The sequence below is a fragment of the Faecalimonas sp. LCP19S3_D12 genome, assembly GCF_052121495.1.
Taxonomy (GTDB): Bacteria; Bacillota; Clostridia; order Lachnospirales; family Lachnospiraceae; genus Faecalimonas.
On the sequence record NZ_JBQKED010000032.1, the window covers coordinates 15,335 to 38,253 of the forward strand.

Genomic DNA, 22,919 nt, shown 5'->3' on the forward strand with positions numbered 1-22,919 from the left:
ACAGGAAATGAAAGAATTACTTATTATAGCAATTGGTTCCGCATTTGTGAATAATGTTGTACTTAGCCAATTCTTAGGAATCTGCCCATTCCTTGGTGTATCGAAGAAAGTAGAGACAGCAAGTGGTATGGGGGGCGCGGTTATTTTCGTTATTACGATCGCATCATTTTTTACAAGCTTGATTTATAAATTTATTTTGGTGCCAACACATTTTGAATATTTACAGACGATTGTATTTATTCTTGTAATTGCAGCTTTGGTACAGTTTGTGGAGATGTTCTTGAAAAAATCAATGCCTTCTCTTTACAAAGCGCTTGGTGTATATCTTCCGCTGATCACGACAAACTGTGCAGTGCTTGGTGTTGCTTTGACCAACGTTCAAAAATCTTACAGTATTTTGGAAGGTGTTGTGAATGGATTTGCAATTGCTGTTGGGTTTACGGTATCTATTGTAATTATGGCAGGTATTCGTGAGAAAACGGAAAACAATGATGTTTCCCCATCATTTCAGGGGACGCCGATTGTTCTTGTTACAGCAGGACTGATGGCGATTGCGTTTTTCGGATTTTCAGGACTGATTTAAGGAGGACGAAAAGATGAGTGTAACAGGGATTATAATAGCTGCAGTCATTGTGGGCGGTACTGGCTTGTTCATCGGCGCCTTCTTAGGAATTGCAGGCAAAAAATTTGCAGTTGAGGTAGATGAAAGAGAAGAGGCAATCACAGGCGTACTTCCTGGAAATAACTGTGGTGGATGTGGATATGCAGGCTGTTCAGGACTTGCCGCTGCAATCGTCGCAGGGCAAGCGGAAATTGGAGGATGTCCGGTCGGCGGTGCTCCGGTTGCGGCAAAGATTGGTGAAATTATGGGACAGGAAGCAGGAGAACAGGTACGTATGACTGCGTTCGTAAAATGTGCAGGTACTTGTGATAAGGCAAATCAGGATTACGAATATTATGGAATTGAAGACTGTAAAATGATGGATTTCATACAAAATGGAGGTCCGAAGTCTTGCAATTATGGCTGCCTTGGGTTTGGAAGCTGTGTAAAGGCATGTCCATTTGATGCGATTCACATTGTTGACGGCGTTGCAGTCGTAGATAAAGACGCTTGTAAGGCATGTGGAAAATGTGTTGCAGCCTGTCCGAAACATTTGGTTGAGTTAGTACCATATGAACAGAAACATTTAGTGCAGTGCAGCTCGAAGGACAAAGGAAAAGATGTACTGTCTGTATGCAAGGTTGGTTGTATCGGATGTAAAATGTGTCAGAAAGTTTGTCCGTCTGATGCTATTGTTGTGGAAGATAATATCGCACATATTGACCCTGAAAAATGTACAAACTGTGGTCTGTGTGCAGAAAAATGTCCAAAGAAAATTATCATGTAAATAGCAAGGTTCAGCTTACGGCTGAACCTTTTTGAGAGGAAGAAAAATGAAACGTTCTGTGAAAACAATTTTGAAGGAAGCAGCTGCTTTACTTTGGCAGGATATTAAAAATATGAGAATTGCGATTTTGCTCATTGCATTGTATTTGGGATTGAATCGTATAATATTTCCGGTCAGTTGCATCTGGGTAACAATCACCGGATTTCCCTGCCCGGGCTGTGGTCTTACGAGAGCAGGAATAGCGCTTTTAAAAGGTGAGTTTAAGGAGGCGTTTCAGATTCACCCCTTTATCTATGTGATTGCAGCATTACTGGTTCTTTTTTGTGTTTATCGATATATCCTGAAGCGGAGTCAAAAGGTGTTTGTAAAGTATGCGCTTGTAGTTGTCATTGCAATGCTTTGCTTTTATGTGTATCGTATGATATTTTTGTTTCCGGGAGAGCCGCCGATGTCATATTATCGAAATAATTTGTTGAGTACTTTTTTCGATAAAGTATTAAAATAAATTGTGAGCGCAGCGAAAATATGGTATGATATCAATGTATAAATCTGATAAGGAGGCACACTATGGAAAATAACTACGAAAATGCACCACAGGAAGAAACACAGTCAACACAGCCGGCTCCTCAAAATGGGGAAAGTACAAATTCAGAGTATTCAAACTCGAACGAAAACATGAATCAAAATTATCAGTATTCATATGGGAATAACGAGTACCAGCCAAACGGATACGATAATCAGAATGGATCAAATCAGTATAATCAACCGGACAAAAGCGTAATGTCAATGGGGGATTGGCTGATTACATTGCTAGCTCTTTTGATTCCTTGTGCTGGAATTATTTTATATTTTGTATGGGCGTTTGGAAAAAACGAGAATGAAAACCGTAAAAACTATTGTAGAGCATACTTGATTTATTGGGCGATTACTACTGTGCTTGGTATCATTGTATTCATTTTCTTTGGAGCAATGATATTCAATATGATCAGTGGAAGTGGATATTACAGATATTATTAAAATGTGGACAGGACTATTTTCGGTAGTCCTGTTTTTTCGCAAAAGAAAATACAGAATCGAACATGTGGTTGCATAAAAGAATATGATATGCTAAAATAGACGGAAAGAAAGGAACAAAAACAATGAAGATAAAGAAAAGTGATATTGTATTGATTCTGGTTGTTGTGTGTGTGGCGGCTTCCTGCTTGCTTTTATATATGCGATTCGGAAGAGAGAGCGCCGGAAAAGTGGTAGTAACTGTTGATGGAAAAGTGAAAGGGACTTACAGTCTGTCGGATAATACAGAAGTGCAAATTAACGATACGAATACATTTGTCATTGAGAACCGAGAGGTGAAGATGAAGGAAGCTAATTGTCCGGATCAGATTTGCGTACATCATAAAGCAATTTCGAAAAACAAAGAGACGATTGTTTGTCTGCCGAATAAAGTGGTGATTGAGATTACTGCAGAAACAGGCAAAGAGACAGAGATGGATTCGGTTGCAAATTAGGAGGCAGGTTGTGAAATCAAAGGCAGTATATTTCGGAGTATTTACCGCACTTGCACTGATTTTCAGCTATGTGGAGACATTGATACCGATTCAAGTCGGAATACCTGGGGTGAAGCTTGGTCTGGCGAATCTTGTGGTTGTAGTCGTTTTATATAAGATGGGAATCAAAGAAGCTTATATTTTGGCAGTTGTGCGGGTGATTTTGTCAGGTTTTTTATTTGGTAATTTATTTAGCATTGTGTATAGTTTGGCCGGCGGACTTCTCAGTCTAACGGTAATGGTCACTTTAAAAAGGACAAAAGCGTTCAGTCTGCTTGGAATCAGTGCGATGGGAGGCGTTTTTCACAATGTTGGTCAGTTAATCATGGCTGCTCTTGTATTGGAGAGTTTGAGCATCGGATACTATCTTCCGGTTTTACTTGTATCGGGACTTGTGACAGGAATCTTGATTGGTATCATCTCTGGTGAGATGTTAAAAAGATTGAACAGAATAGAAATGTAATGGAGGAAATATGATTTCATATATAAGAGGAGAACTTTCTGCAATGGAAGAAGATAAGATTATTGTAGATGTGAATGGAATAGGATATGGAATTTTTATGCCGGGGCAATCGATGGGAATGCTCCCGCCGATTGGCGAGGAAGTGAAGATTCACACCTATTTGAATGTACGTGAAGATGCGATGCAATTATTTGGTTTTTTGACGAGAGACGATTTAAAAATTTTTAAATTGGTGATCGGTGTAAGCGGTATCGGTCCGAAAGGCGGATTGAGCATCCTGTCTCAGCTGAGTCCGGATGATTTGAGATTTGCCGTGCTGGCAAATGACGCGAAAGCGATCTCGGCGGCGCCGGGAATTGGAAAGAAAACGGCAGAGAAACTTATTATTGAACTGAAAGATAAACTGAGTGTGGAAGACATCTTGGAAAAAAATTCGGAGACAGTTGAATATGCGGGTGTGGCAGATACAGCGAATGAAGTACAGGCAGAGGCAGTTCAAGCACTGACTGCCCTTGGATATGGAAGTACAGAATCTATGAAAGCTGTGAAAAAGGTGACAGTCACAGAGGAGACTACTGTGGAAGACATACTGAAACAGGCGCTGAAGTACATGATGTTTTAACAAAGGCGGAGAATGAAAATGGGAAAAAGAATTATTACAACAGAAAATCTGGAAGAAGATGTAAAGATAGAAAATCATCTTCGCCCACAGCTGTTATCTGATTATATTGGTCAGGAGAAGGCCAAGCAAACATTAAAAATTTATATTGAGGCGGCAAAATCCAGAAAAGAATCTTTGGATCATGTTCTTTTTTATGGACCTCCGGGGCTTGGAAAGACTACATTGGCGGGAATTATTGCAAATGAGATGAATGTGAATTTAAAAGTCACCTCGGGACCAGCGATTGAAAAGCCGGGGGAGATTGCAGCTATTTTAAACAATCTTCAGGAAGGAGATGTCCTTTTTGTAGATGAGATACATCGTTTGAACAGACAGGTGGAGGAAGTGCTTTATCCTGCGATGGAAGACTATGCGATTGATATTATGATCGGTAAGGGAGCAAGTGCACGTTCCATCCGTTTGGATCTTCCGAAGTTTACCTTGGTGGGAGCGACAACAAGAGCTGGTATGCTCACAGCGCCGCTGCGAGATCGGTTTGGTGTGGTCAATCGTCTGGAATTTTATACAGAAAAGGAACTGCAGACGATTATTATGCGTTCAGCAGATGTTTTAGGCGTTGAGATCGAACCGAACGGTGCGCTGGAGATGGCGAAAAGATCTAGAGGAACACCACGCCTTGCCAATCGACTTTTAAAGCGAGTGCGGGATTTTGCACAGGTGAAGTATGATGGCGTCATTACGAAAGAGGTGGCGATGTATGCATTGGATTTACTGGAAGTTGACAGATATGGGCTTGACCACATTGACCGGAATATTCTCCTTACAATTATAGAAAAATTTCAGGGAGGACCGGTGGGGCTTGACACACTGGCAGCATCTATTGGGGAAGACTCTGGGACAATAGAGGATGTTTATGAGCCATATTTACTGAAGAATGGATTTATCCAGCGGACACCGAAAGGAAGAGTTGTCACAGAATTCGCATACCATCATCTTGGAATTCATTATGAAAAAGAATAAAAGAGTTGTTTTTTTTCATAGATGGTTTATAATAGAAAGATAATTAGGAAAGTTTCAAGGAGGTTTCCATGACATCTTCAAAAAATTACACAGAAGTTATCATAGACGGAAAAGTTTTTACATTGAGTGGATTTGAGAGCGAAGAATATCTACAGCAAGTATCTACATACTTAAATCATAAGATTTCAGAGTGTGCGAGCAGTGAAGGATATGGAAGACAGAGTGCAGAGACAAGAAATATTTTGTTGGCGCTGAATATCGCAGATGATTATTTTAAAGAAAAGAAGCAGAGCATTGCGCTTGAAAGTGATGTGGAAGAAAAAGATAAAGAAATGTATGATTTAAAGCATGAGCTGATTTCTACACAGATCAAGTTCGAGAATCTGGAGCGTGATCTTGAAAAAGAAAAGAATGAAAATCAACAGCTGCAGATGAAAATTGTGAAGTTGGAAGCAGAGATGAAGAATCATAAAAAATAGGCTGTCATGGGACAGCCTTTTTTAAGGGATAAGGAAATATATGAAAAGAAAAATTGAAATTTTATCGCCGGCAGGATCTTATGAAAGCATGAAAGCGGCAATTGCGGCAGGAGCAGATGCAGTCTATATTGGCGGCAGTCGATTTGGTGCAAGAGCATATGCTCATAACCTGATCGAAGAACAATTATTAGAAGCAATTGATTATGTGCATCTGCACGGAAGAAAGATTTACCTGACAGTAAATACTCTTTTGAAAGAGAAAGAATTAAGGGAGTCATTTTATGAATATTTGCGTCCATACTATGAAAGAGGGCTGGATGCGATTATTGTACAGGATATCGGTGTTCTGCAATTTGTAAAGGAACATTTTTTGGATTTGCCGATTCATGCAAGTACACAGATGACGATCACGAATGCGCTCGGCGCCCGTTTTTTGGAAGAGCAGGGAGCAGAGCGAGTTGTGACAGCCAGAGAACTTCAGCTGGAAGAGATTAAAGATATCAGAGAAAAGACTAACGTCGAGATTGAAAGTTTTGTACACGGAGCACTTTGCTATTGCTATTCGGGTCAATGCTTATATAGTAGTATGCTTGGAGGGCGCAGCGGAAATCGCGGTCAGTGTGCACAGCCCTGCAGACTGCCGTATAAAGTAAATGGCAGCAAGGAAAGCTCGTATGTGCTGAGTCTGAAGGATATTTGTACTTTGGAGTATATACCGGAGCTTGTGGAAGCGGGAATTGATTCGTTTAAAATCGAAGGACGCATGAAAAAGCCCGAATACGTTGCGCTTGTCACTGCAATGTATCGAAAGTATACAGATCAATATTTGGAACATGGGGAGAAAGCGTTTTGTATAGATCCCAAAGACAGACAGATGCTCATGGATTTATACAACCGCGGAGGATCTCATGGTGGCTATTATCATACAAGAAATGGACGCAAGATGCTGTCCTTGGACAGACCAAACCATGCGGGAGTACCGGCACTGCAGGTAGTTTCACAGAGTGGAAAGACTGTGACGGCAAAGGCAATTACGGATATTCATGCAGGAGATGTTGTGGAGCTTCCGACACAGAATGACAATTATACATTTTCCGATAGTGCAAAGAAGGGGCAGACAATTACGTTTTATTCTCATAAACGCCAGAATATGAAAAAAAGGCAGATTTTGAATCGAACACGAAACGAAAGTCTGATAAACGAAATCCATGATACTATCATATCAAGAAAAGTAAAAGAAAAAATCAATGGAAAATTAATACTTTCTGTTGGAGAACCTGCTAAACTGGAAGTAGTCTATCAAGATTGTACAGTGGAATTGATTGGGGAGCCTGTACAGGAGGCTTTTAATCAGCCGATGCAAATAGAAAGAATTGAAAAGCAGATGCGAAAAACCGGGAACACGGAGTTTGAATTTGAACATTTGCAGATAGAGCTTTTGGGTAATGTGTTCCTGCCGATGCAGAGTCTGAATGAACTTAGAAGGAAAGCATTAGATACATTGGAAGATCAGATTCTGCAAAAGACAAGAAGAAAAAGTTCTGGTACTCCAAAATACATGGAGGAATCAGTGGCTGCAGACAAAAAATGCAATTGCTTTTATGTTTCTGTAGAAACGAGGGAACAGCTTTTGGAAGTTTTAAAAGAGTCTTCTGTGCAGAGAATTTATCTGGATTGTAATCTTGCGGATCGCATATGGGAAAATCCGAATCTGAATGATATGATTCAAAGTGTGCATGAACGGGGAAAAACAATTTATCTTGGAATGCCACATATTTTCAGGACAGATGCAAACGCAAAGTATGAAACTTGTTATGCCCATATTTTTGAAGCGGCGTGGGATGGTGTGCTGATACGAAATTATGAGAGTTATCAGTTTCTGAAGGCACATGGCTACCAAGGCAATATTGTCACAGACTATAATCTGTATCAATTCAATCGATATGCGAAGAAATTCTGGATGAAAGAAGAGGTGGAGGCAACAACAGCGCCACTGGAATTAAATTATAATGAATTAAGAGAAGTAGGGCTGGAAAGCAGTGAACTGGTCGTCTATGGACATGTGCCGATGATGGTGTCAGCACAATGTGTGACAAAGACGGTATCTGGATGTCGAAAAGAAAAAGGAATACTTGTGATGAAGGACCGATACCAAAAAGAGTTTTTTGTGAAAAACAATTGTGATTATTGTTATAATATCATATATAATTCCTTGCCGATCGTTCTGACAGATCAAAAACAAGAAATTGAGGAATTGATGCCAAAGGCTATGCGTCTCCAGTTTACAATTGAAAAGAAAGATACCGTAAGGAAAGTATTGGACTTATATCGAGCCGTCTTTTTGGAAAATCAGGCAGCAAGAGAACCGGATATGGAATTTACAAGAGGACATTTTAAGAGGGGAATAAAGTAGGTGAGAAATTGGCAAATATTATAGTAGAATGTGCGAAATACCTCATGATCATTTTGATTACGATGTATACATACGAATGCTTCACTGTCTTCGGATATGCGGACGGAGACAAAAAGCGGCGTATTTTGCGGAACCAGAATAAATTGATGTTTATGATACATTTTCTTGCGTTTGCGGGAATGTATTTTAAAATCGGAGAAATAAAGATTTTGATATTTTATGCGGTACAGGTAGTACTGCTTTTGGCAATCATACTGCTGTATACATGGATTTATCCAAAGGCTTCACGCCTTGTAGTCAATAATATGTGTATGCTTATGACAATTGGTTTTATCATGATCACAAGATTGTCTTATAATAAGGCAGTGAAGCAATGTGTTATTGCAGCGGGCGGCGTGGCGATCAGTCTGGCAGTTCCGGTGATCATCCGGAAAGTGAAACAACTCTCCGAGTGGAGATGGCTGTACTGTGGTGTGGGAATTGTTGCATTGGCTGCAGTTGTTGTTGTGGGAACTGAACAATTTGGAGCAAAACTGGGATTTATGGTGGGAGGTGTTGGAGTTCAGCCTTCCGAATTTGTAAAGATATTGTTTGTGTTTTTTGTTGCATCCAGCTTTTATCACTCCAAAGCATTTAAAGATATTGTGATTACAACGGCATTAGCGGCTTTTCATGTGTTGATTCTGGTTGCATCTAAGGATTTGGGCGCGGCATTGATTATTTTTATTGTGTATCTTGTTATGCTGTATGTGGCCACAAGTCAGCCGCTATATGTATTTGCTGGTCTTGGCGCAGGAGCGGCAGCGTCTGTCGTGGCTTACTATTTGTTTAACCATGTCCGTGTCCGTGTGATTGTATGGAAAGATCCTTTCGCCTCTTATCAGAATGGTGGGTATCAGGTGGCACAGTCTTTGTTTGCGATTGGAACAGGGAGCTGGTTTGGAACCGGATTGTTTCAGGGAAAGGCAGATGCGATTCCGGTAGCAGAGACGGATTTTATTTTCTCGGCAATTTGTGAAGAGATGGGACTGATTTTTGCACTTTGCATCATATTGATTTTCTTAAGCTGTTATGTAATGTTTTTGAATATTGCAATGCAGCTTCATAACCGCTTTTATAAGCTGGTGGCACTGGGACTTGGAACTTGCTTCATTTTCCAATCATTTCTGACCATTGGTGGTGTGACAAAATTTATCCCATCAACAGGAGTGACCCTTCCTCTGGTCAGTTATGGAGGAAGTTCTGTATTGAGCACTTTGATTATGTTTGCAATTATTCAGGGATTGTATATTTTAAGAGAAGATGAGGAAGAAGATATTGAGAGAAGAAAAGAACAGCAATTACGAGCACAGAAAAAGCAGACAAGACGGTCGGAGACTGCCGGAAGACGAAAGAGTTCGCAAGACACGCAAAGGACAACAATCAAGAGAAGAAGTACAGCCGGCGAAAAAAAGAACGAGCGCGAAAAAGATGCAGCAAGACGACCGCAGAGAAGAGAAAAAACGAACAAAGAAAAAGAAATCAACAAACAAAGAATTCGCTAGGGTGACATATTTTTTTGTGACACTTTTTCTGGTAATGATGGGGTACCTGGTATATTTCAATGTTGTGCGAAGCAAGGCAATTATCAACAGTCCTTATAATGTGCGTATGGATTCCCTTTCTGACCGAGTTGTACGAGGAAGTATTTTAGATAAAAACGGAGAGGTGCTGGCCGAGACAGAAGTTGCGGAGGATGGAACCGAGACAAGAAATTATCCTTATGGAGATGTGTATGCACATGTAGTAGGGTATGACTCAAAAGGGAAGTCGGGGCTGGAATCCGTGGAAAATTTTGATTTACTGACATCAAATGCTTTTTTTGTAGAGAAGATTGTAAAAGAATTTAAAGAAGAAAAAAATATTGGTGACAATGTAGTTACAACACTTGACAGTAAACTTCAGCAAGCAGCCTATGATGCATTGGGAGACCATAAGGGGGCGGTTGTTGTCATGGAAGCAAGTACAGGAAAGATACTTGCCATGGTGTCCAAACCGACATTTGACCCGAATACCATTTCAGAAGACTGGGAATGGCTGACTACAGATGAGAACAGTTCGCTTCTGAACCGGGCGACACAGGGAGCGTATGCACCGGGATCTACCTTTAAGTTAGTCACAACCTTAGAATATATGCGAGAATATTCGGATTTTGAAAATTATAGTTATTATTGTGAAAGTGAGATCACCCATGAAGGGACGACGATTCACTGTGCGGGAAACAGGGCGCATGGTGAGGAAAATTTAGCGGATTCGCTTGCCAATTCCTGCAATGCATCATACTCCAATATTGGTTTGATGTTGGATAAAGAAGCGTACAGAAAGACGGCAGAAGAGTTGCTGTTCAATAAAAAGCTTCCTTCTGTACTGCCTTACAGTCAAAGCAAATTTCGCGTAGACAAAAATGCGACAGACAGTGAAATTATGATGACGGCAATTGGTCAGGGGAAAACACAGACTAGTCCCTATCATATGACGCTGATTTCAGCTGCAATCGCAAATGGAGGTACGTTGATGAAACCATATTTGGTCGATCATACCGAAAATTATACAGGAACGACAGTTAAGAAAAATGTTCCGGAAACATACGAAACGCTTATGACTTCAGAAGAGGCGGCAAAACTGAAAGAGTATATGGAAGGTGTTATCGATCATGGAACGGGGACGGCGCTTAGCGGAGAAAGCTATACGGTAGCCGGAAAAACAGGGACAGCAGAGTACAGCAGTGATAAAGAAAAAGCCCATTCATGGTTTACAGGGTTTACCAATGTAGACAATCCAGAACTTGTAATCAGTGCGGTGGTAGAAAGTGCAGATAATTCTGGAATGAGTGCAGTGTCGGTTGCAAAACAGGTTCTAAATGCGTATTACTATTAAATAATTGAGGGATCCATATGAAATATTATCATAATCTGTATTTAAGTGATGGATTAAAAGAAAAAAAAGAGGGCATCATATATAAGTTAGAACATGATAAAATACAGTTGAATAAATATGTGATTGTTCTTGCAGAAAATGCGAATAATAATCTTGAATTTTACGATGCGGCATTGCTGCTGCAAAGGGGCTGGAAAAAGCGAAGGCTATTTGTAGTTGGTATTGCTGATGGTTTTGAAGAGGCGCTGTACTTAGTGGAAAAGATTGCACAGGAAGTGTATGATGTGACAGGAGATATGAAAATACGCAAGTATTTGCTAGAACAACAAAAAAAGTTTGAAGAGGAAAAAGTGTAGGTGCAGACATGTTCCAGATTATATTATGGATTTTAAAAATCATAGGAATTCTTCTGGCGGCAATACTGGGGATTGCAGTATTGCTTGTTTGCATTGTGCTTTTTGTGCCTGTCCGATATCAAATCGAGGCAGAAAGTGCAGGGACGTTTGAAAGTATCGATGCACATGCTCGGTTTTCGTGGCTCTTATATCTGTTTTCCGGATATTTTAAATATCAAAATGGCGAATTTTGCTGGCAGATTCGGCTTGCTTGTAAAAAACTGAACCAGACGGAGCATATTGAAGCAATTCCGAATGAGACACACAAGAAAAAAAAGGCTAAGAAGAGCCAAGAAAAAAGGAAGGAAGAAGTGCATCCGAAAGTAGAGCCGACAAACATTCCAATAAAAAAAGATTTTCAGGAAAAGAAAGTAAGAAGGAACCGCACTGCAAGGAAGTGTGGGGAGACGGCAGAAACTGCGAAAAAGAAAAAAACATCTCTGATTCAAAAGATAAAATATACATATCAGACAATGTGTGATAAGGTAAAAGTGCTTTTGGACAAAAAAGAAAAATTAACAGAGTTTCTTTCGGAGCCCATTCACAAAGCTGCATGGATTCGCTTGAAAAGAGAAGCATTCAGAATCCTTCGTTTTTTAAGACCGAAGAAACTTACAGGTTCTGTGCAATTTGGATTGGAAGATCCCTATAATACGGGGCGGGCACTGGCTGTGTTGAGTATGCTTTATCCGCTTTATGGAGAACATATAGATATCTATCCGAATTTTGAACAGCAGGTATTAGAAGGACATCTTCTGATCAAAGGGCGCATTCGAGGAATTTATGCAGTGATTGTTTTGTGGAATTTATTTTTTGATAAACAAATAAGAACCACATATGAACATATAAAAACATTCAAATTATAAAATATGCAAGGAGGAATACAAAATGGAGGATAACAAATTTAATGCAACAGTGGAAGCTTTATTTCATGGAATGGACAGCGTTGTTTCGTCAAAGACAGTTGTCGGTGATGCAATTCACATTGGAGATACAATTATTTTACCGTTGGTAGACGTTTCGTTTGCCGTGGGTGCTGGCTCATTTCAGGGAGATAAAAAGGAAAAAGGCGCCGGTGGACTTGGCGGAAAGATGTCACCGTGTGCGGTGCTTGTGATCCAAGACGGAAAGACAAAACTTGTAAATATCAAAAATCAGGATACGATCACAAAGATTTTAGATATGGTTCCTGATGTAGTTGATCGGTTTTCTTCTAAAAAAGAGGAGAAAGTAACAGAAAAGGATGTTGCGGATATGTTGAACGACGCAGAATAATTTGGAAGAATGAGACATATAATAAAAAGAGGATACACTATATGGAGTAGAGCAATGAAAAAAGTAATTGGGTTTGCATTATTTTTTATAGCAGTTGGAATGCTGATTATGCTGATGCTGCCAAATGTCTTTGTTGGTCTTGTGTTGATTTTTATATGTCTCATAGTTGGTTATAATTTATTTTGCGGATAGGATAGTAATAGATGCACAAAAAAACGAGATGAAAAATCATCTCGTTTCATTCTGTGTAAAATTAAGCACGTTCAACTCTGCCAGATTTTAAACATGAAGTACATACATACATTTTCTTTGTATTTCCACCTTCAGCTTTTACTCTTACTGATTTTACGTTTGATTTCCACATCTTTGGTGTTTTTCTATGAGAGTGACTTACGTTATTTCCGAAATGAGCACCCTTTTCACAAATAGCACATTTAGCCATGATTGCACCTCCTAACGATCTTAATAGTCATACCAGACTCACAACATAAGTTATTCTAGCAGAAAAAAGTTTAATTTGCAAGTACTTATTTAACAATTTGAAGAAAGGGTTTAGAAGTTGTTGTAAAAACTGGCAAAACAGAGTATAATATAAACGTTAAATATGCATAAATTGAAAATCCATAACAAAATTGGAGGGAATAGAGTATGAAAGGATGTATGAGTACAGAATTAGGAATCATTACAATTGCACCGGAAGTCATTGCAAAATATGCGGGAACTGTAGCTGTAGAATGTTTTGGAATCGTTGGTATGGCAGCAGTCAGTGTGAAAGATGGTCTTGTAAAGCTTTTGAAAAAGGAAAGTCTGACGCATGGAATTCAGGTGGAGATCTCAGAAGATAATAAGCTTACTTTGAATTTCCATGTAATCGTATCCTATGGTGTGAGTATTTCAGCCGTTACTGATAATTTAATCAGCAACGTAAAATATAAAGTAGAAGAGTTCACCGGAATGACAGTGAATAAGATTAACATTTATATTGAAGGCGTAAGAGTAATCGATTAATTTAAGGAGGAAGTGATTGTGGCAACGAAGACAATAAATGTAGAGATGCTCGCAAAGATGTTTTTGGCAGGCGCCGGAAATATCGAGGCAAAAAAAGAATTTATAAATGAATTGAATGTTTTTCCGGTACCGGATGGGGATACGGGAACGAATATGTCGCTTACGATCATGGCAGCAGCAAAAGAAGTTTCTGCATTGGAAAAACTCAATATGAAGGATTTGGCAAAGGCAATTTCGTCTGGCTCTTTAAGAGGTGCCAGAGGAAACTCAGGAGTAATTCTTTCGCAGCTTTTCAGAGGATTTACAAAAGCAATCAAAGAAGTCAAAGAGATTGACTGCCTGATACTTGCGAACGCACTTGATAAGGCGAAAGAGACGGCGTACAAAGCGGTTATGAAGCCAAAAGAGGGAACGATTTTGACTGTTGCGCGTGGAATTGCAGATAAAGGATGGGAGCTTGCAGAGGAGACAGATGATTTGGAAGTGTTTATCCCAGAGATTATTAAGCATGCAGAACATGTATTATCGAAGACTCCGGATATGCTTCCAGTATTAAAAGAAGCTGGAGTAGTTGATTCCGGCGGACAGGGACTTTTGGAAGTGTTGAAAGGGGCATATGATGCATTTTTAGGAAAAGAAATTGATTACAGTGCGATTGCTTCCAGCACAGGTGCTGCTGTGACGAAGGTTGGCGCAGAGATGGCGACGGAGATCAAATTCGGTTACTGTACAGAATTCATCATCATGGCAGAGAGAGAATTTACAGAGGAAGATGAGAAAACATTCAAGGCGTATCTGGAATCCATCGGTGATTCAATCGTATGTGTGGCAGATGATGAGATTGTAAAAGTACATGTACACACCAATGACCCGGGACTTGCAATTCAAAAGGCATTGACATATGGGCAGCTTTCTCGTATGAAGATTGATAATATGCGCGAAGAGCATGAAGAAAAATTGATCCGTGATGCACAGAAGCTTGCAAAAGAACAGAAAGAAAAGAAAAAAGAAGCCCAGAAAGAGTTCGGTTTTATTGCCGTTTCCATCGGAGAAGGTCTGAATGAGATTTTTAAAGAGCTTGGAGTGGACTATATCATTGAAGGTGGTCAGACAATGAATCCGAGTACAGATGACATGTTGAATGCGATTGATGAAGTCAATGCAAAACATGTATTTATTTTCCCGAATAACAAAAATATTACATTAGCGGCAAACCAGGCAAAATCTTTAGTGAAAGATAAGGAAGTAATTGTTATTCCTACAAAGACGGTTCCGCAGGGAATTACTGCAATCATTAATTTTGTTCCAGATTTATCGGCAGAAGAAAATGAAGAAGTCATGTTAGAAGAGATCAAGAATGTCAAGACCGGACAGGTAACATATGCAGTGCGAGATACACATATCGATGATAAGGAGATCCACAAAGATGATATCATGGGAATTGGTGATTCCGGTATCATTGCAGTGGGAACTGATATCGCAGCGACGACAAAAGAGATGTTGGAAGCGCTTGTGGATGAAGATTCTGAATTAATCAGCATCTACTATGGAGCAGATGTCAGCGAAGAAGACGCAGAAAGACTGACAGCAGAGATTGAAGAAAAGTATCCAAGTGTAGATGTGGACACACATTTTGGAGGTCAGCCGATTTATTATTATGTATTGGCAGTAGAATAAGAGTGACAAAAACGGGAGAAGTGATATCTCCCGTTTTTTCTGAAATAGGAGACAGAAATATGAATGAGCAATCAACGATCAGCTCACTGAAAGGGATTGGCGAGAAGACAGAAAAATTATTCCAAAAATTGAACATTTTTACGATTGGAGAGTTGCTTCGACATTTTCCGAAAGGATATGAAGTGTATGAGGAAGCAACCCCGATTGCAGAGATAGACGAGGGCAGGACTGTGACGGTCACAGGTGCTATCTATGGGAAAGTACAGCTCTCTGGCAGAACCAGTATGCAGGTTACAACCATTTATGTGAAGGATGTCACAGGAACTTTGCGTGTTGTCTGGTTCCGAATGCCTTTTTTGCGAAATACGTTTCAAAAAGGGGGCGTGGTCACACTCCGTGGAAAAGTCGTACGGAGGAAAGGAACACTTCTTATGGAGCAGCCGGAAATTTTTTATCCAAGCGTGTTATATGAGGAAAAACTCAACACACTACAACCCAATTATGCATTGACTGCCGGACTTACGAACAATGCTGTTGTCAAAGCGATGAAACAGGCAATTTCCTATTTGGATTTGAAGCAGGATTTCCTTCCGCCGGATGTCCGAACTCGCTATCATCTTGCGGAATACAATTATGCGATACAGGGAATTCATTTTCCAGTAGACAAAGAGGAATTTTATACTGCCAGAGAGCGTCTTGTGTTTGAAGAATTTCTTGTGTTTATTTTGGCGCTGCGGCAAATGAAAGAGAAAAATGAAAAGAGTAAAAATACATTTTCATTTGCGAGTACCAAACCTGTGGAAGAATTCATGCATAAACTGCCATATGAACTGACAGGCGCCCAGCAAAAAGTTTGGCAGGAAATCAAAGCAGATCTAAATGGAACACATGTGATGTCAAGGCTTGTGCAGGGGGATGTCGGCTCCGGAAAGACGATTATTGCCTTGCTTGGTCTTTTGCTTGCCGCTGTCAACGGCTATCAGGGAGCATTGATGGCGCCGACAGAGGTGCTTGCAAAACAGCATTTTGAGTCTATTTGTGAATTGTTAGAAGAACATCAGATTTCGGTTCGTGTGGAACTTTTGACAGGGTCTATGACTGCGAAAGAAAAAAGAATGGCATATGAGCGGATTGCATCAGGAGAAGCACAGATTATTGTTGGAACACATGCGTTGATTCAGGAAAAGGTAAAATATCATTCTCTGGCGTTGGTAGTGACCGATGAACAGCATCGATTTGGCGTGAAACAAAGAGAAAAGCTTGCTGAAAAAGGAAACACACCACATATTCTTGTGATGAGTGCAACTCCGATTCCGAGGACACTTGCAATTATCCTGTATGGGGATTTGGACATCTCTGTCATCGATGAACTTCCAGCCAACCGTCTCCCGATCAAAAACTGTGTGGTGGATACTAATTATCGAAAGACAGCCTATCAGTTTATGAAAAAACAGGTGCTGGAAGGACGACAGTGCTATGTCATCTGCCCGATGATAGAAGAGAATGAAAATCTGGAGGCAGAAAATGTAATTGATTATGCGAAAACACTGCAAGAAGAGATGGGGAACAACATTCAGGTGGCATATCTGCACGGAAAGATGAAGCAGTCAGAAAAAGATGCGATCATGGAGCAGTTTGGAAAACGGGAAATTCAGATTCTTGTCTCTACGACCGTTATTGAAGTAGGAATCAATGTTCCGAATGCGACGGTGATGATGGTGGAAAATGCAGAACGTTTTGGACTCGCACAGCTTCATCAGCTTCGAGGACGTGTGGGAAGAGGAAAACATCAGTCATACTGCATTTTTATGAGTGCATCAAAGTCGAAAGAGACGAAAGAGCGGCTTTCTATTTTGAATAAATCGAATGATGGATTTTCCATTGCAAGTGAAGACTTGAAGCTTCGCGGTCCGGGAGATTTATTTGGTATTCGTCAAAGCGGGATTTTGGATTTTAAATTAGGGGATGTATTTCAGGATGCAAAGATTTTACAGCGTGCAAGTGAGGCGGCGGAACAGCTGATTTCGGAAGATGAAAAATTGGAAAACCCAAATCACCAGAACCTTAGGGAGTATTTGCAGAAATATATCCGGGAAGGAATGCTTGAAACAACACTTTAAATCACATGACAGAATTTGTCAAAAAAAGAAACTATTTCTAGTGTAAGTTTACGAATTCTCCATATACTATCCTTGTAACAAAACAGTTACAAAATAAAAAGGAAAGAGATTTAGAGGAGGAAATGAATTATGGCAAGTCGTTCATCAAACAGAACAGCAGTACCGGAAGCAAAAGCAGCTTTAGACAAATTTAAATATGAAGTGGCAAGTGAGCTTGGAGTACCTTTGAAAGAAGGATACAACGGAGACTTAACATCCAGACAGAACGGATCTGTTGGTGGTTATATGGTGAAAAAAATGATCGAGCAGCAGGAAAAACAAATGTCAGAGAAATAGTTGACAGATGTGATTAGAAAAACGTGCAAATCTAAAAAGGTTTGCACGTTTTTTCTATGCGGTAATTGACAAGTTTCGAGGGAATTCGTATAATGAGAAATGATATTTTTATTCAGGAAAGGAACAGTATGAGAGTTATAGCAGGAAGCGCAAAACGCTTACAGTTAAAAACAATAGATGGACTTGAGACAAGACCGACGACAGATCGTATCAAAGAAACATTATTTAATATGATTTCACATGAGATTGCAGATTCCTGTTTTTTGGATTTGTTCAGCGGAAGTGGAGCAATCGGAATAGAAGCACTCAGCAGAGGAGCAAGAAAAGCGGTGTTTGTAGAACAGAACCATAAGGCGATGACCTGTATTCGTGAGAATCTTACATTTACAAAGCTTGCGAAACAAGCGGTGCTCTTGGAGATGGATGTTGTGAGTGCGTTGAAGCGTCTGGAAGGAAAGTATCAGTTTGATTATATTTTCATGGATCCACCATACCGTAAGATGCTGGAAAAGCAGGCATTGGAATATCTTTCTGCATCAAGTATTCTTTCGGAAGATGCTGTCGTGATTGTAGAAAGTTCTTTGGATACAGAGTTTTCTTATGTGGAGGAACTTGGTTTTTCTGTTATTAAAGAAAAGATATATAAGACTAATAAACATACATTTTTAGAAAGAGAGGCTTAAAGAATGCTAAGAGCCATTTATCCGGGAAGCTTTGATCCGGTGACACTTGGTCATCTGGATATCATTCGACGTTCTGCCTCCATTGCGGATGAATTAATTGTCGGAATATTGAATAATAAAGCGAAAACGCCGTTGTTTTCTGTAGGAGAACGTGTTAGAATGTTAGAGGAAGTGACAAAAGACTTCCCTAATGTCAAGATCATTCCATTTGAGGGGTTATTAGTAGAATTTGCAAAGCAGATGGATGCAAAAGTGATTGTTCGGGGATTGCGTGCAATTACGGATTTTGAATATGAATTACAGATGTCACAGACGAACCAAAAAATCGAACCAGAGATTGAGACCTTGTTTTTAACGACAAGTCTGGAGTTTTCCTTTTTAAGCTCGACAACGGTAAAAGAAGTTGCAAGCTTTGGGGGAGACATTACACAGTTTGTGCCGGAAGTGATTGTAAAAAAAATAAAAGAGAAGATAGAAGAAAGAAAAGGAGTGTAAATTATGAGCAGTCGTATTGAACAAATTATTGAGGAAATTGAAGAATATATTGACAGTTGTAAATTTCAGCCATTATCTACAACAAAGATTATTGTAAATAAAGATCAGATGGACGAGCTTCTCCGTGAACTTCGCATGAAGACACCTGATGAGATTAAGCGTTATCAGAAGATTATTGCAAACAAAGATGCAATTTTGGCAGATGCACGCACAAAGGCAGAGAGCATGTTGGAGGAAGCTCAGATTCACACAAATGAATTGGTGAGTGAACATGAGATTATGCAACAGGCATATGCACAGGCAAATGACATTGTGACAGCAGCAACGGAGCAGGCACAGGAGATTTTGGACAATGCAACAAACGATGCAAATGATATCCGAATCGGAGCGATGCAGTACACAAACGATGTTATGCTGAATGTGGAAAATATTATCGGTCACACTTTGGACAGCTACACGACGAAGTATGATGGATTGGTGAACTCTCTGAGAGAGTGTTATGATATCGTGAGGACAAATCGTACTGAGTTGGAAGTGCCGGACAAATCTGACCGTGGTATGGAAGCAGAATTTGGCGGCAATGTTAATGGATAAGTGTAATATAAAAGAAAGCGAGCAGACTGGTTACTAATGCGGTGACCAGTTTTTCTAATATGTAAGGAACAATCGACAGACCGGATTGGCGAATCATGGATTTTGTCTGTGCAACAGAACAGAGTCCTCCAAAAGAAGTCAGTGCAAGTATAGAAACATATTTTTCTGTTTGGGACAGTATGTTTTTAGATAACATAGGTATTCCATTGGTGATTTCCAGCATCGGGAGGCATATGTTTGATATAAAAGCTGATTTTACTGGAAACATCTGCAAAAGAGATAACAGAACGGAAAACAATATGATGTATCCCCCGACTTTCGTTATGGTCTCGAACCCATCCATGATGCAGGTATCAACGATCTCAAAGTTAAAATGAATGCAGGAAGATATACTGGTTTTTCCTGCTCTTTTGGTTGAAAAATCTTTTTTATAAATGTTCCGAAAAACAAAACTGCACAATATCGGTGATGCAAACAAAATCACTAAGGATGGAAAAAGAAGAGTCTGATCATGTAGATTTTGCCAGATCACATAGCTTATAATAAACATGGGACTTGTATTGTTGCAAAAAGAAAGCAGATAGGTTCCTTCGCTTTTGGTGATGCGTCCCGTTAAAATGAGGTCTGAAGTCACTTTGGCGCCCATCGGATAGCCGCATAGAAATCCGGCAAGTACCACAAAGCTTCCGTCAATTGAAATGTGGAAAAATTTCTGAAAAGCAGGACCAAATATGCGGGATAGAATGGAGATGGAATTTGTTTGTATCAGGACGTTCGAGATGATAATAAATGGAAGTAAGGTAGGGAGGACGATCTGAAACCAAAGCAGCAACCCTTCGCTAGCTCCGTTAAATACTTCCTGAGGGAAAGAAAGCATAATAAAAAATAATAAAATCACACTGAAAGGAAAGGCATAGCGTCTCATAACAGACCTCCAATTTGTTTTTATAATATATGGATATGCTTGATTTTTTATGTCTGATGTGACACAATAGATTATAGGAAAATTTTAAAGGAAAGAGGGAATTTATTATGTCAGCATTAGAACACTTAGAACCAAAATCAGTTTTTCATTTTTTTGAAGAACTTTGCAAGATTCCAAGAGCAACATTTGACACAAAAAGAGTCAGTGATTATTGTGTAGGCTTTGCAAAAGAGCGAGGCTTGGAATGTATTCAGGATGAGGCGAATAATGTGATTATTAAAAAAGCCGGAACAGCAGGATTTGAAAACAGTGAACCGGTGATCATTCAGGGGCATCTGGATATGGTATGTGAAAAAACAGACGATTCTGCACATAACTTTGACACAGATCCAATTGAAGTATATGAGGAGAATGGATTTTTAAAGGCGAAAGATACTAGTCTTGGGGGAGACGATGGAATTGCCATCGCATATGCACTTGCAATTCTTGACAGTGACACGATTGAACATCCGCCGATTGAAGCGGTCTTTACCACAGATGAAGAAGTTGGAATGGGTGGTGCAGGAGCAATCGATCTTTCTGTATTAAAAGGTCGTATGCTGATCAATATTGACTCTGAGGAAGAAGGAACATTGCTGACAGGATGCGCAGGCGGGTTTAGACATACGATTAAGCTTCCATTGGCAAAAGAAGAAAAAACAGGGTCTGCGGCTGAGATTATTGTGAGGGGATTGAGAGGCGGACATTCTGGAATCGAGATTAATCAACAAAGAGGGAATGCCAACAAAATACTCGGAAGAATTTTAAACAGTCTTAAAACACAATTTTCGTATGCGCTGATTGAGATGAATGGCGGAACAAAAGACAATGTTATCACGCCGTTATCGAAAGCAAAAATCTTAGTGGACACAACACAGAAAGATGCCGTCAAAGCATATGTGGAAGAACTTGCAGGGACTGTGAAAGCTGAATTTGGAAAAGACGAGCCGAATTTGGAAATTTCATTTGTACTTTCTGAAGAAACTACAATGAATGTATGCACAGCAGATACAACAGATAAAGTTGTATTCCTGTTAATTTCTACACCATATGGAGTGCAAGGATTGAGCCGTGAACTGAAAGGACTTGTAGAGAGTTCTTTGAATCTTGGAATCGTAGCTACAAAAGAGGATAGTATCGAGTTGATCTTTATGGTGAGAAGTTCTGTGGAGAGTAAAAAGAAAGAACTGGAAGAGACATTGAATGCATATGCTATTTTTACAGGAGGAAAAGGAGAAGTATCCTGTGACTATCCGGCATGGATGTACAAGTCAGATTCAAAACTTCGCCCGATTATGATCGATACCTATGAGCAGATGTTCGGGAAAGCCCCTGTAGTTGCTACAATTCATGCAGGGTTAGAATGCGGTCTGTTATCAGGACAGCTTCCGGAACTGGATTGCGTATCCTTTGGACCAAACATGTTCGACGTGCATTCTGTGAACGAAAAATTGGAAGTTGCATCTGTGCAGCGCATGTGGGATTATCTGCTTGCAGTCTTAAAAAATTGTAAATAAAACAATACATATTTGAAGATAAGAAAAACATATAGTAATACAAAAAGGAGTTTGTCGTGAAGAAGAGACAGGCATATCAATTACTTCTTTTTGTATTACTATTTTCTTTTGTTACAGAAATATGGATTGGCAGACTGCTGTCGATAAGCAGAATGGAACGGTTGCGTGAAAATACAGTTATGAAGATGGAATTTCGAGATCAGCAGTTAGGTGAAAAAATGATCAACAGTTTTTGTGATGATCAGAGCAGAGGGCTGCAGGCAGGAATCTATCTGCTGGAAAGCAAGTTTGGCTATCAGCCGTTTCCATATACATATACAGAAAAAACGTTTTGCGAACGAAAGAAGACGTGGGAACAGAAAAAGGCATGGAGCGCTTATCTGAAAATCAATCAGGCAATCTGGGATGATGTGAAATATTTTCCGGTGCCGGAATCAACCACGGACGAAGATGCAACGGTGGTATTTGAAAACGGATGGATGAAAGAACGAAACTATGGCGGAAAACGCGGACATGAAGGGTGTGACTTGATGGCAAAAAAGGATGTCTCAGGATATTATCCTATCGTCAGTATGACGGATGGTGTCGTACAAAGTAAAGGGTGGCTTCCGAAAGGGGGATACCGTATCGGTATTCTGGCGCCTTCCGGTGGGTACTTTTATTACGCACATCTGGATTCCTATGCGGATATTAAAGAGGGAGACCAAGTGAAAGCCGGGGATGTGATTGGATTCATGGGGGATACAGGCTATGGGAAGGAAGGTACAAAAGGAAAATTTCCGGTGCATCTGCATGTGGGAATCTATGTGTATCCGAACGGTCAGGAGATGAGTGTCAATCCATATTGGGTGATGCGGTATCTGGAGCAGTATAAGCTGAAATGTGCGTATTCTGACCACGACAAACGCATGAGTAAATAAATTGTGAACATCCCTTTTTTCTGATAAACTAAAGAGAAAAGAGGTGTTTCTTTATGAAAGAATTGTTAGAGTGGATGGAATATATTG

27 protein-coding genes are annotated in these 22,919 nt (G+C 39.9%); 25 read left to right on the forward strand and 2 right to left on the reverse strand.

Going from position 1 to position 22,919, the window contains the following annotated elements:
* Positions 1-7: 7 nt before the first annotated feature.
* The 16 genes from ACTQXY_RS10515 (at position 8) to ACTQXY_RS10590 (ending at position 12,710) form a co-directional block, all read left to right on the forward strand.
* The gene (locus tag ACTQXY_RS10515) at positions 8-583 is read left to right on the forward strand and encodes an electron transport complex protein RnfA (protein WP_004613782.1); all 576 of its coding nucleotides are present in this window, start codon (positions 8-10) and stop codon (positions 581-583) included.
* 13 nt (positions 584-596) lie between these two features.
* Complete coding sequence (locus ACTQXY_RS10520) at positions 597-1,388, forward strand: RnfABCDGE type electron transport complex subunit B (protein ID WP_441659409.1); 792 nt, start codon at positions 597-599, stop codon at positions 1,386-1,388.
* A gap of 46 nt (positions 1,389-1,434) precedes the next feature.
* Positions 1,435-1,893 carry a DUF2752 domain-containing protein gene (locus tag ACTQXY_RS10525; RefSeq protein ID WP_441659410.1) on the forward strand — a complete coding sequence of 153 codons (459 nt, stop codon included), beginning with the start codon at positions 1,435-1,437 and terminating at the stop codon, positions 1,891-1,893.
* A 62-nt stretch (positions 1,894-1,955) separates the two neighbouring features.
* Positions 1,956-2,405: a hypothetical protein gene (locus ACTQXY_RS10530; protein ID WP_441659411.1), complete on the forward strand. Its 450-nt coding sequence runs from the start codon at positions 1,956-1,958 to the stop codon at positions 2,403-2,405.
* A gap of 122 nt (positions 2,406-2,527) precedes the next feature.
* Positions 2,528-2,896, forward strand: a complete 369-nt coding sequence (locus tag ACTQXY_RS10535) for a NusG domain II-containing protein (RefSeq protein WP_441659412.1) — start codon at positions 2,528-2,530, stop codon at positions 2,894-2,896.
* A gap of 10 nt (positions 2,897-2,906) precedes the next feature.
* Entirely contained in the window at positions 2,907-3,398 is a 492-nt protein-coding gene (locus ACTQXY_RS10540) for a Gx transporter family protein (protein ID WP_441659413.1), read from the forward strand.
* Between the two features lie 10 nt (positions 3,399-3,408).
* Complete coding sequence (ruvA, locus tag ACTQXY_RS10545) at positions 3,409-4,020, forward strand: Holliday junction branch migration protein RuvA (protein ID WP_441659414.1); 612 nt, start codon at positions 3,409-3,411, stop codon at positions 4,018-4,020.
* Positions 4,021-4,038: 18 nt separating this feature from the next.
* The gene (gene ruvB / locus ACTQXY_RS10550; RefSeq protein ID WP_441659415.1) at positions 4,039-5,040 is read left to right on the forward strand and encodes a Holliday junction branch migration DNA helicase RuvB; all 1,002 of its coding nucleotides are present in this window, start codon (positions 4,039-4,041) and stop codon (positions 5,038-5,040) included.
* A gap of 68 nt (positions 5,041-5,108) precedes the next feature.
* Positions 5,109-5,519: a cell division protein ZapA gene (locus tag ACTQXY_RS10555; RefSeq protein WP_004613774.1), complete on the forward strand. Its 411-nt coding sequence runs from the start codon at positions 5,109-5,111 to the stop codon at positions 5,517-5,519.
* A 40-nt stretch (positions 5,520-5,559) separates the two neighbouring features.
* Positions 5,560-7,932, forward strand: a complete 2,373-nt coding sequence (locus tag ACTQXY_RS10560; RefSeq protein ID WP_441659416.1) for a U32 family peptidase — start codon at positions 5,560-5,562, stop codon at positions 7,930-7,932.
* A gap of 8 nt (positions 7,933-7,940) precedes the next feature.
* Positions 7,941-9,476, forward strand: a complete 1,536-nt coding sequence (locus ACTQXY_RS10565; RefSeq protein WP_441659417.1) for an FtsW/RodA/SpoVE family cell cycle protein — start codon at positions 7,941-7,943, stop codon at positions 9,474-9,476.
* A gap of 37 nt (positions 9,477-9,513) precedes the next feature.
* Positions 9,514-10,848 carry a penicillin-binding transpeptidase domain-containing protein gene (locus ACTQXY_RS10570; RefSeq protein WP_441659430.1) on the forward strand — a complete coding sequence of 445 codons (1,335 nt, stop codon included), beginning with the start codon at positions 9,514-9,516 and terminating at the stop codon, positions 10,846-10,848.
* 17 nt (positions 10,849-10,865) lie between these two features.
* Entirely contained in the window at positions 10,866-11,204 is a 339-nt protein-coding gene (locus tag ACTQXY_RS10575) for a hypothetical protein (protein WP_441659418.1), read from the forward strand.
* An 8-nt stretch (positions 11,205-11,212) separates the two neighbouring features.
* Complete coding sequence (locus ACTQXY_RS10580) at positions 11,213-12,109, forward strand: DUF2953 domain-containing protein (RefSeq protein WP_441659419.1); 897 nt, start codon at positions 11,213-11,215, stop codon at positions 12,107-12,109.
* 22 nt (positions 12,110-12,131) lie between these two features.
* The gene (locus ACTQXY_RS10585; RefSeq protein WP_441659420.1) at positions 12,132-12,518 is read left to right on the forward strand and encodes a GerW family sporulation protein; all 387 of its coding nucleotides are present in this window, start codon (positions 12,132-12,134) and stop codon (positions 12,516-12,518) included.
* A gap of 54 nt (positions 12,519-12,572) precedes the next feature.
* The gene (locus ACTQXY_RS10590; RefSeq protein WP_022250390.1) at positions 12,573-12,710 is read left to right on the forward strand and encodes a hypothetical protein; all 138 of its coding nucleotides are present in this window, start codon (positions 12,573-12,575) and stop codon (positions 12,708-12,710) included.
* A gap of 61 nt (positions 12,711-12,771) precedes the next feature.
* Here ACTQXY_RS10590 and rpmB read toward each other — a convergent pair whose 3' ends face one another.
* Positions 12,772-12,960 carry a 50S ribosomal protein L28 gene (rpmB, locus tag ACTQXY_RS10595; RefSeq protein WP_004613766.1) on the reverse strand — a complete coding sequence of 63 codons (189 nt, stop codon included), beginning with the start codon at positions 12,958-12,960 and terminating at the stop codon, positions 12,772-12,774.
* Between the two features lie 206 nt (positions 12,961-13,166).
* Between rpmB and ACTQXY_RS10600 the strand changes: the two genes are divergently transcribed.
* From ACTQXY_RS10600 to ACTQXY_RS10630, 7 genes are all read left to right on the forward strand, one after another.
* A complete protein-coding gene (locus tag ACTQXY_RS10600) occupies positions 13,167-13,526 on the forward strand; it encodes an Asp23/Gls24 family envelope stress response protein (RefSeq protein WP_441659421.1) in 360 nt (119 codons plus the stop codon).
* Positions 13,527-13,544: 18 nt separating this feature from the next.
* Positions 13,545-15,203: a DAK2 domain-containing protein gene (locus ACTQXY_RS10605; protein WP_441659422.1), complete on the forward strand. Its 1,659-nt coding sequence runs from the start codon at positions 13,545-13,547 to the stop codon at positions 15,201-15,203.
* A 59-nt stretch (positions 15,204-15,262) separates the two neighbouring features.
* Entirely contained in the window at positions 15,263-17,323 is a 2,061-nt protein-coding gene (gene recG, locus ACTQXY_RS10610) for an ATP-dependent DNA helicase RecG (RefSeq protein WP_441659423.1), read from the forward strand.
* Between the two features lie 129 nt (positions 17,324-17,452).
* Positions 17,453-17,659, forward strand: a complete 207-nt coding sequence (locus tag ACTQXY_RS10615; RefSeq protein WP_004613760.1) for an alpha/beta-type small acid-soluble spore protein — start codon at positions 17,453-17,455, stop codon at positions 17,657-17,659.
* A gap of 92 nt (positions 17,660-17,751) precedes the next feature.
* Positions 17,752-18,342: a 16S rRNA (guanine(966)-N(2))-methyltransferase RsmD gene (gene rsmD / locus ACTQXY_RS10620; RefSeq protein WP_441659424.1), complete on the forward strand. Its 591-nt coding sequence runs from the start codon at positions 17,752-17,754 to the stop codon at positions 18,340-18,342.
* A gap of 3 nt (positions 18,343-18,345) precedes the next feature.
* The gene (gene coaD, locus ACTQXY_RS10625; protein WP_441659425.1) at positions 18,346-18,837 is read left to right on the forward strand and encodes a pantetheine-phosphate adenylyltransferase; all 492 of its coding nucleotides are present in this window, start codon (positions 18,346-18,348) and stop codon (positions 18,835-18,837) included.
* A gap of 3 nt (positions 18,838-18,840) precedes the next feature.
* Entirely contained in the window at positions 18,841-19,431 is a 591-nt protein-coding gene (locus ACTQXY_RS10630) for an ATPase (protein ID WP_441659426.1), read from the forward strand.
* Here the strand turns inward: ACTQXY_RS10630 and ACTQXY_RS10635 are convergent.
* Positions 19,421-20,356 carry a transporter gene (locus ACTQXY_RS10635; RefSeq protein ID WP_441659427.1) on the reverse strand — a complete coding sequence of 312 codons (936 nt, stop codon included), beginning with the start codon at positions 20,354-20,356 and terminating at the stop codon, positions 19,421-19,423. The two genes, ACTQXY_RS10630 and ACTQXY_RS10635, sit on opposite strands and share 11 nt — an antisense overlap.
* A 107-nt stretch (positions 20,357-20,463) precedes the next feature.
* Here ACTQXY_RS10635 and ACTQXY_RS10640 point away from each other — a divergent pair, with 107 nt between their 5' ends.
* Together ACTQXY_RS10640 and ACTQXY_RS10645 are read left to right on the forward strand one after the other, a co-directional pair.
* On the forward strand, positions 20,464-21,912 hold the full coding sequence (locus tag ACTQXY_RS10640) for a beta-Ala-His dipeptidase (protein ID WP_441659428.1): 1,449 nt from the start codon (positions 20,464-20,466) through the stop codon (positions 21,910-21,912).
* 56 nt (positions 21,913-21,968) lie between these two features.
* On the forward strand, positions 21,969-22,832 hold the full coding sequence (locus ACTQXY_RS10645; protein ID WP_441659429.1) for a peptidoglycan DD-metalloendopeptidase family protein: 864 nt from the start codon (positions 21,969-21,971) through the stop codon (positions 22,830-22,832).
* Positions 22,833-22,919: the final 87 nt, after the last annotated feature.

Excerpts from the sequence above, each read along its gene's own strand:
- ACTQXY_RS10520 (WP_441659409.1), top strand. The coding sequence starts at position 597 with ATGAGTGTAACAGGGATTATAATAGCTGCAGTCATTGTGGGCGGTACT.
- ACTQXY_RS10575 (WP_441659418.1), top strand. The coding sequence starts at position 10,866 with ATGAAATATTATCATAATCTGTATTTAAGTGATGGATTAAAAGAAAAA.
- ruvA (WP_441659414.1), top strand. The coding sequence starts at position 3,409 with ATGATTTCATATATAAGAGGAGAACTTTCTGCAATGGAAGAAGATAAG.
- rsmD (WP_441659424.1), top strand. The coding sequence starts at position 17,752 with ATGAGAAATGATATTTTTATTCAGGAAAGGAACAGTATGAGAGTTATA.
- ACTQXY_RS10585 (WP_441659420.1), top strand. The coding sequence starts at position 12,132 with ATGGAGGATAACAAATTTAATGCAACAGTGGAAGCTTTATTTCATGGA.
- ACTQXY_RS10560 (WP_441659416.1), top strand. The coding sequence starts at position 5,560 with ATGAAAAGAAAAATTGAAATTTTATCGCCGGCAGGATCTTATGAAAGC.
- recG (WP_441659423.1), top strand. The coding sequence starts at position 15,263 with ATGAATGAGCAATCAACGATCAGCTCACTGAAAGGGATTGGCGAGAAG.
- ACTQXY_RS10580 (WP_441659419.1), top strand. The coding sequence starts at position 11,213 with ATGTTCCAGATTATATTATGGATTTTAAAAATCATAGGAATTCTTCTG.
- ACTQXY_RS10615 (WP_004613760.1), top strand. The coding sequence starts at position 17,453 with ATGGCAAGTCGTTCATCAAACAGAACAGCAGTACCGGAAGCAAAAGCA.
- ACTQXY_RS10570 (WP_441659430.1), top strand. The coding sequence starts at position 9,514 with ATGGGGTACCTGGTATATTTCAATGTTGTGCGAAGCAAGGCAATTATC.
- ACTQXY_RS10535 (WP_441659412.1), top strand. The coding sequence starts at position 2,528 with ATGAAGATAAAGAAAAGTGATATTGTATTGATTCTGGTTGTTGTGTGT.
- ACTQXY_RS10530 (WP_441659411.1), top strand. The coding sequence starts at position 1,956 with ATGGAAAATAACTACGAAAATGCACCACAGGAAGAAACACAGTCAACA.
- ACTQXY_RS10525 (WP_441659410.1), top strand. The coding sequence starts at position 1,435 with ATGAAACGTTCTGTGAAAACAATTTTGAAGGAAGCAGCTGCTTTACTT.
- ACTQXY_RS10515 (WP_004613782.1), top strand. The coding sequence starts at position 8 with ATGAAAGAATTACTTATTATAGCAATTGGTTCCGCATTTGTGAATAAT.
- ACTQXY_RS10635 (WP_441659427.1), bottom strand. The coding sequence starts at position 20,356 with ATGAGACGCTATGCCTTTCCTTTCAGTGTGATTTTATTATTTTTTATT.
- ACTQXY_RS10640 (WP_441659428.1), top strand. The coding sequence starts at position 20,464 with ATGTCAGCATTAGAACACTTAGAACCAAAATCAGTTTTTCATTTTTTT.
- ACTQXY_RS10590 (WP_022250390.1), top strand. The coding sequence starts at position 12,573 with ATGAAAAAAGTAATTGGGTTTGCATTATTTTTTATAGCAGTTGGAATG.
- coaD (WP_441659425.1), top strand. The coding sequence starts at position 18,346 with ATGCTAAGAGCCATTTATCCGGGAAGCTTTGATCCGGTGACACTTGGT.
- ACTQXY_RS10555 (WP_004613774.1), top strand. The coding sequence starts at position 5,109 with ATGACATCTTCAAAAAATTACACAGAAGTTATCATAGACGGAAAAGTT.
- ACTQXY_RS10600 (WP_441659421.1), top strand. The coding sequence starts at position 13,167 with ATGAAAGGATGTATGAGTACAGAATTAGGAATCATTACAATTGCACCG.
- ACTQXY_RS10630 (WP_441659426.1), top strand. The coding sequence starts at position 18,841 with ATGAGCAGTCGTATTGAACAAATTATTGAGGAAATTGAAGAATATATT.
- rpmB (WP_004613766.1), bottom strand. The coding sequence starts at position 12,960 with ATGGCTAAATGTGCTATTTGTGAAAAGGGTGCTCATTTCGGAAATAAC.
- ruvB (WP_441659415.1), top strand. The coding sequence starts at position 4,039 with ATGGGAAAAAGAATTATTACAACAGAAAATCTGGAAGAAGATGTAAAG.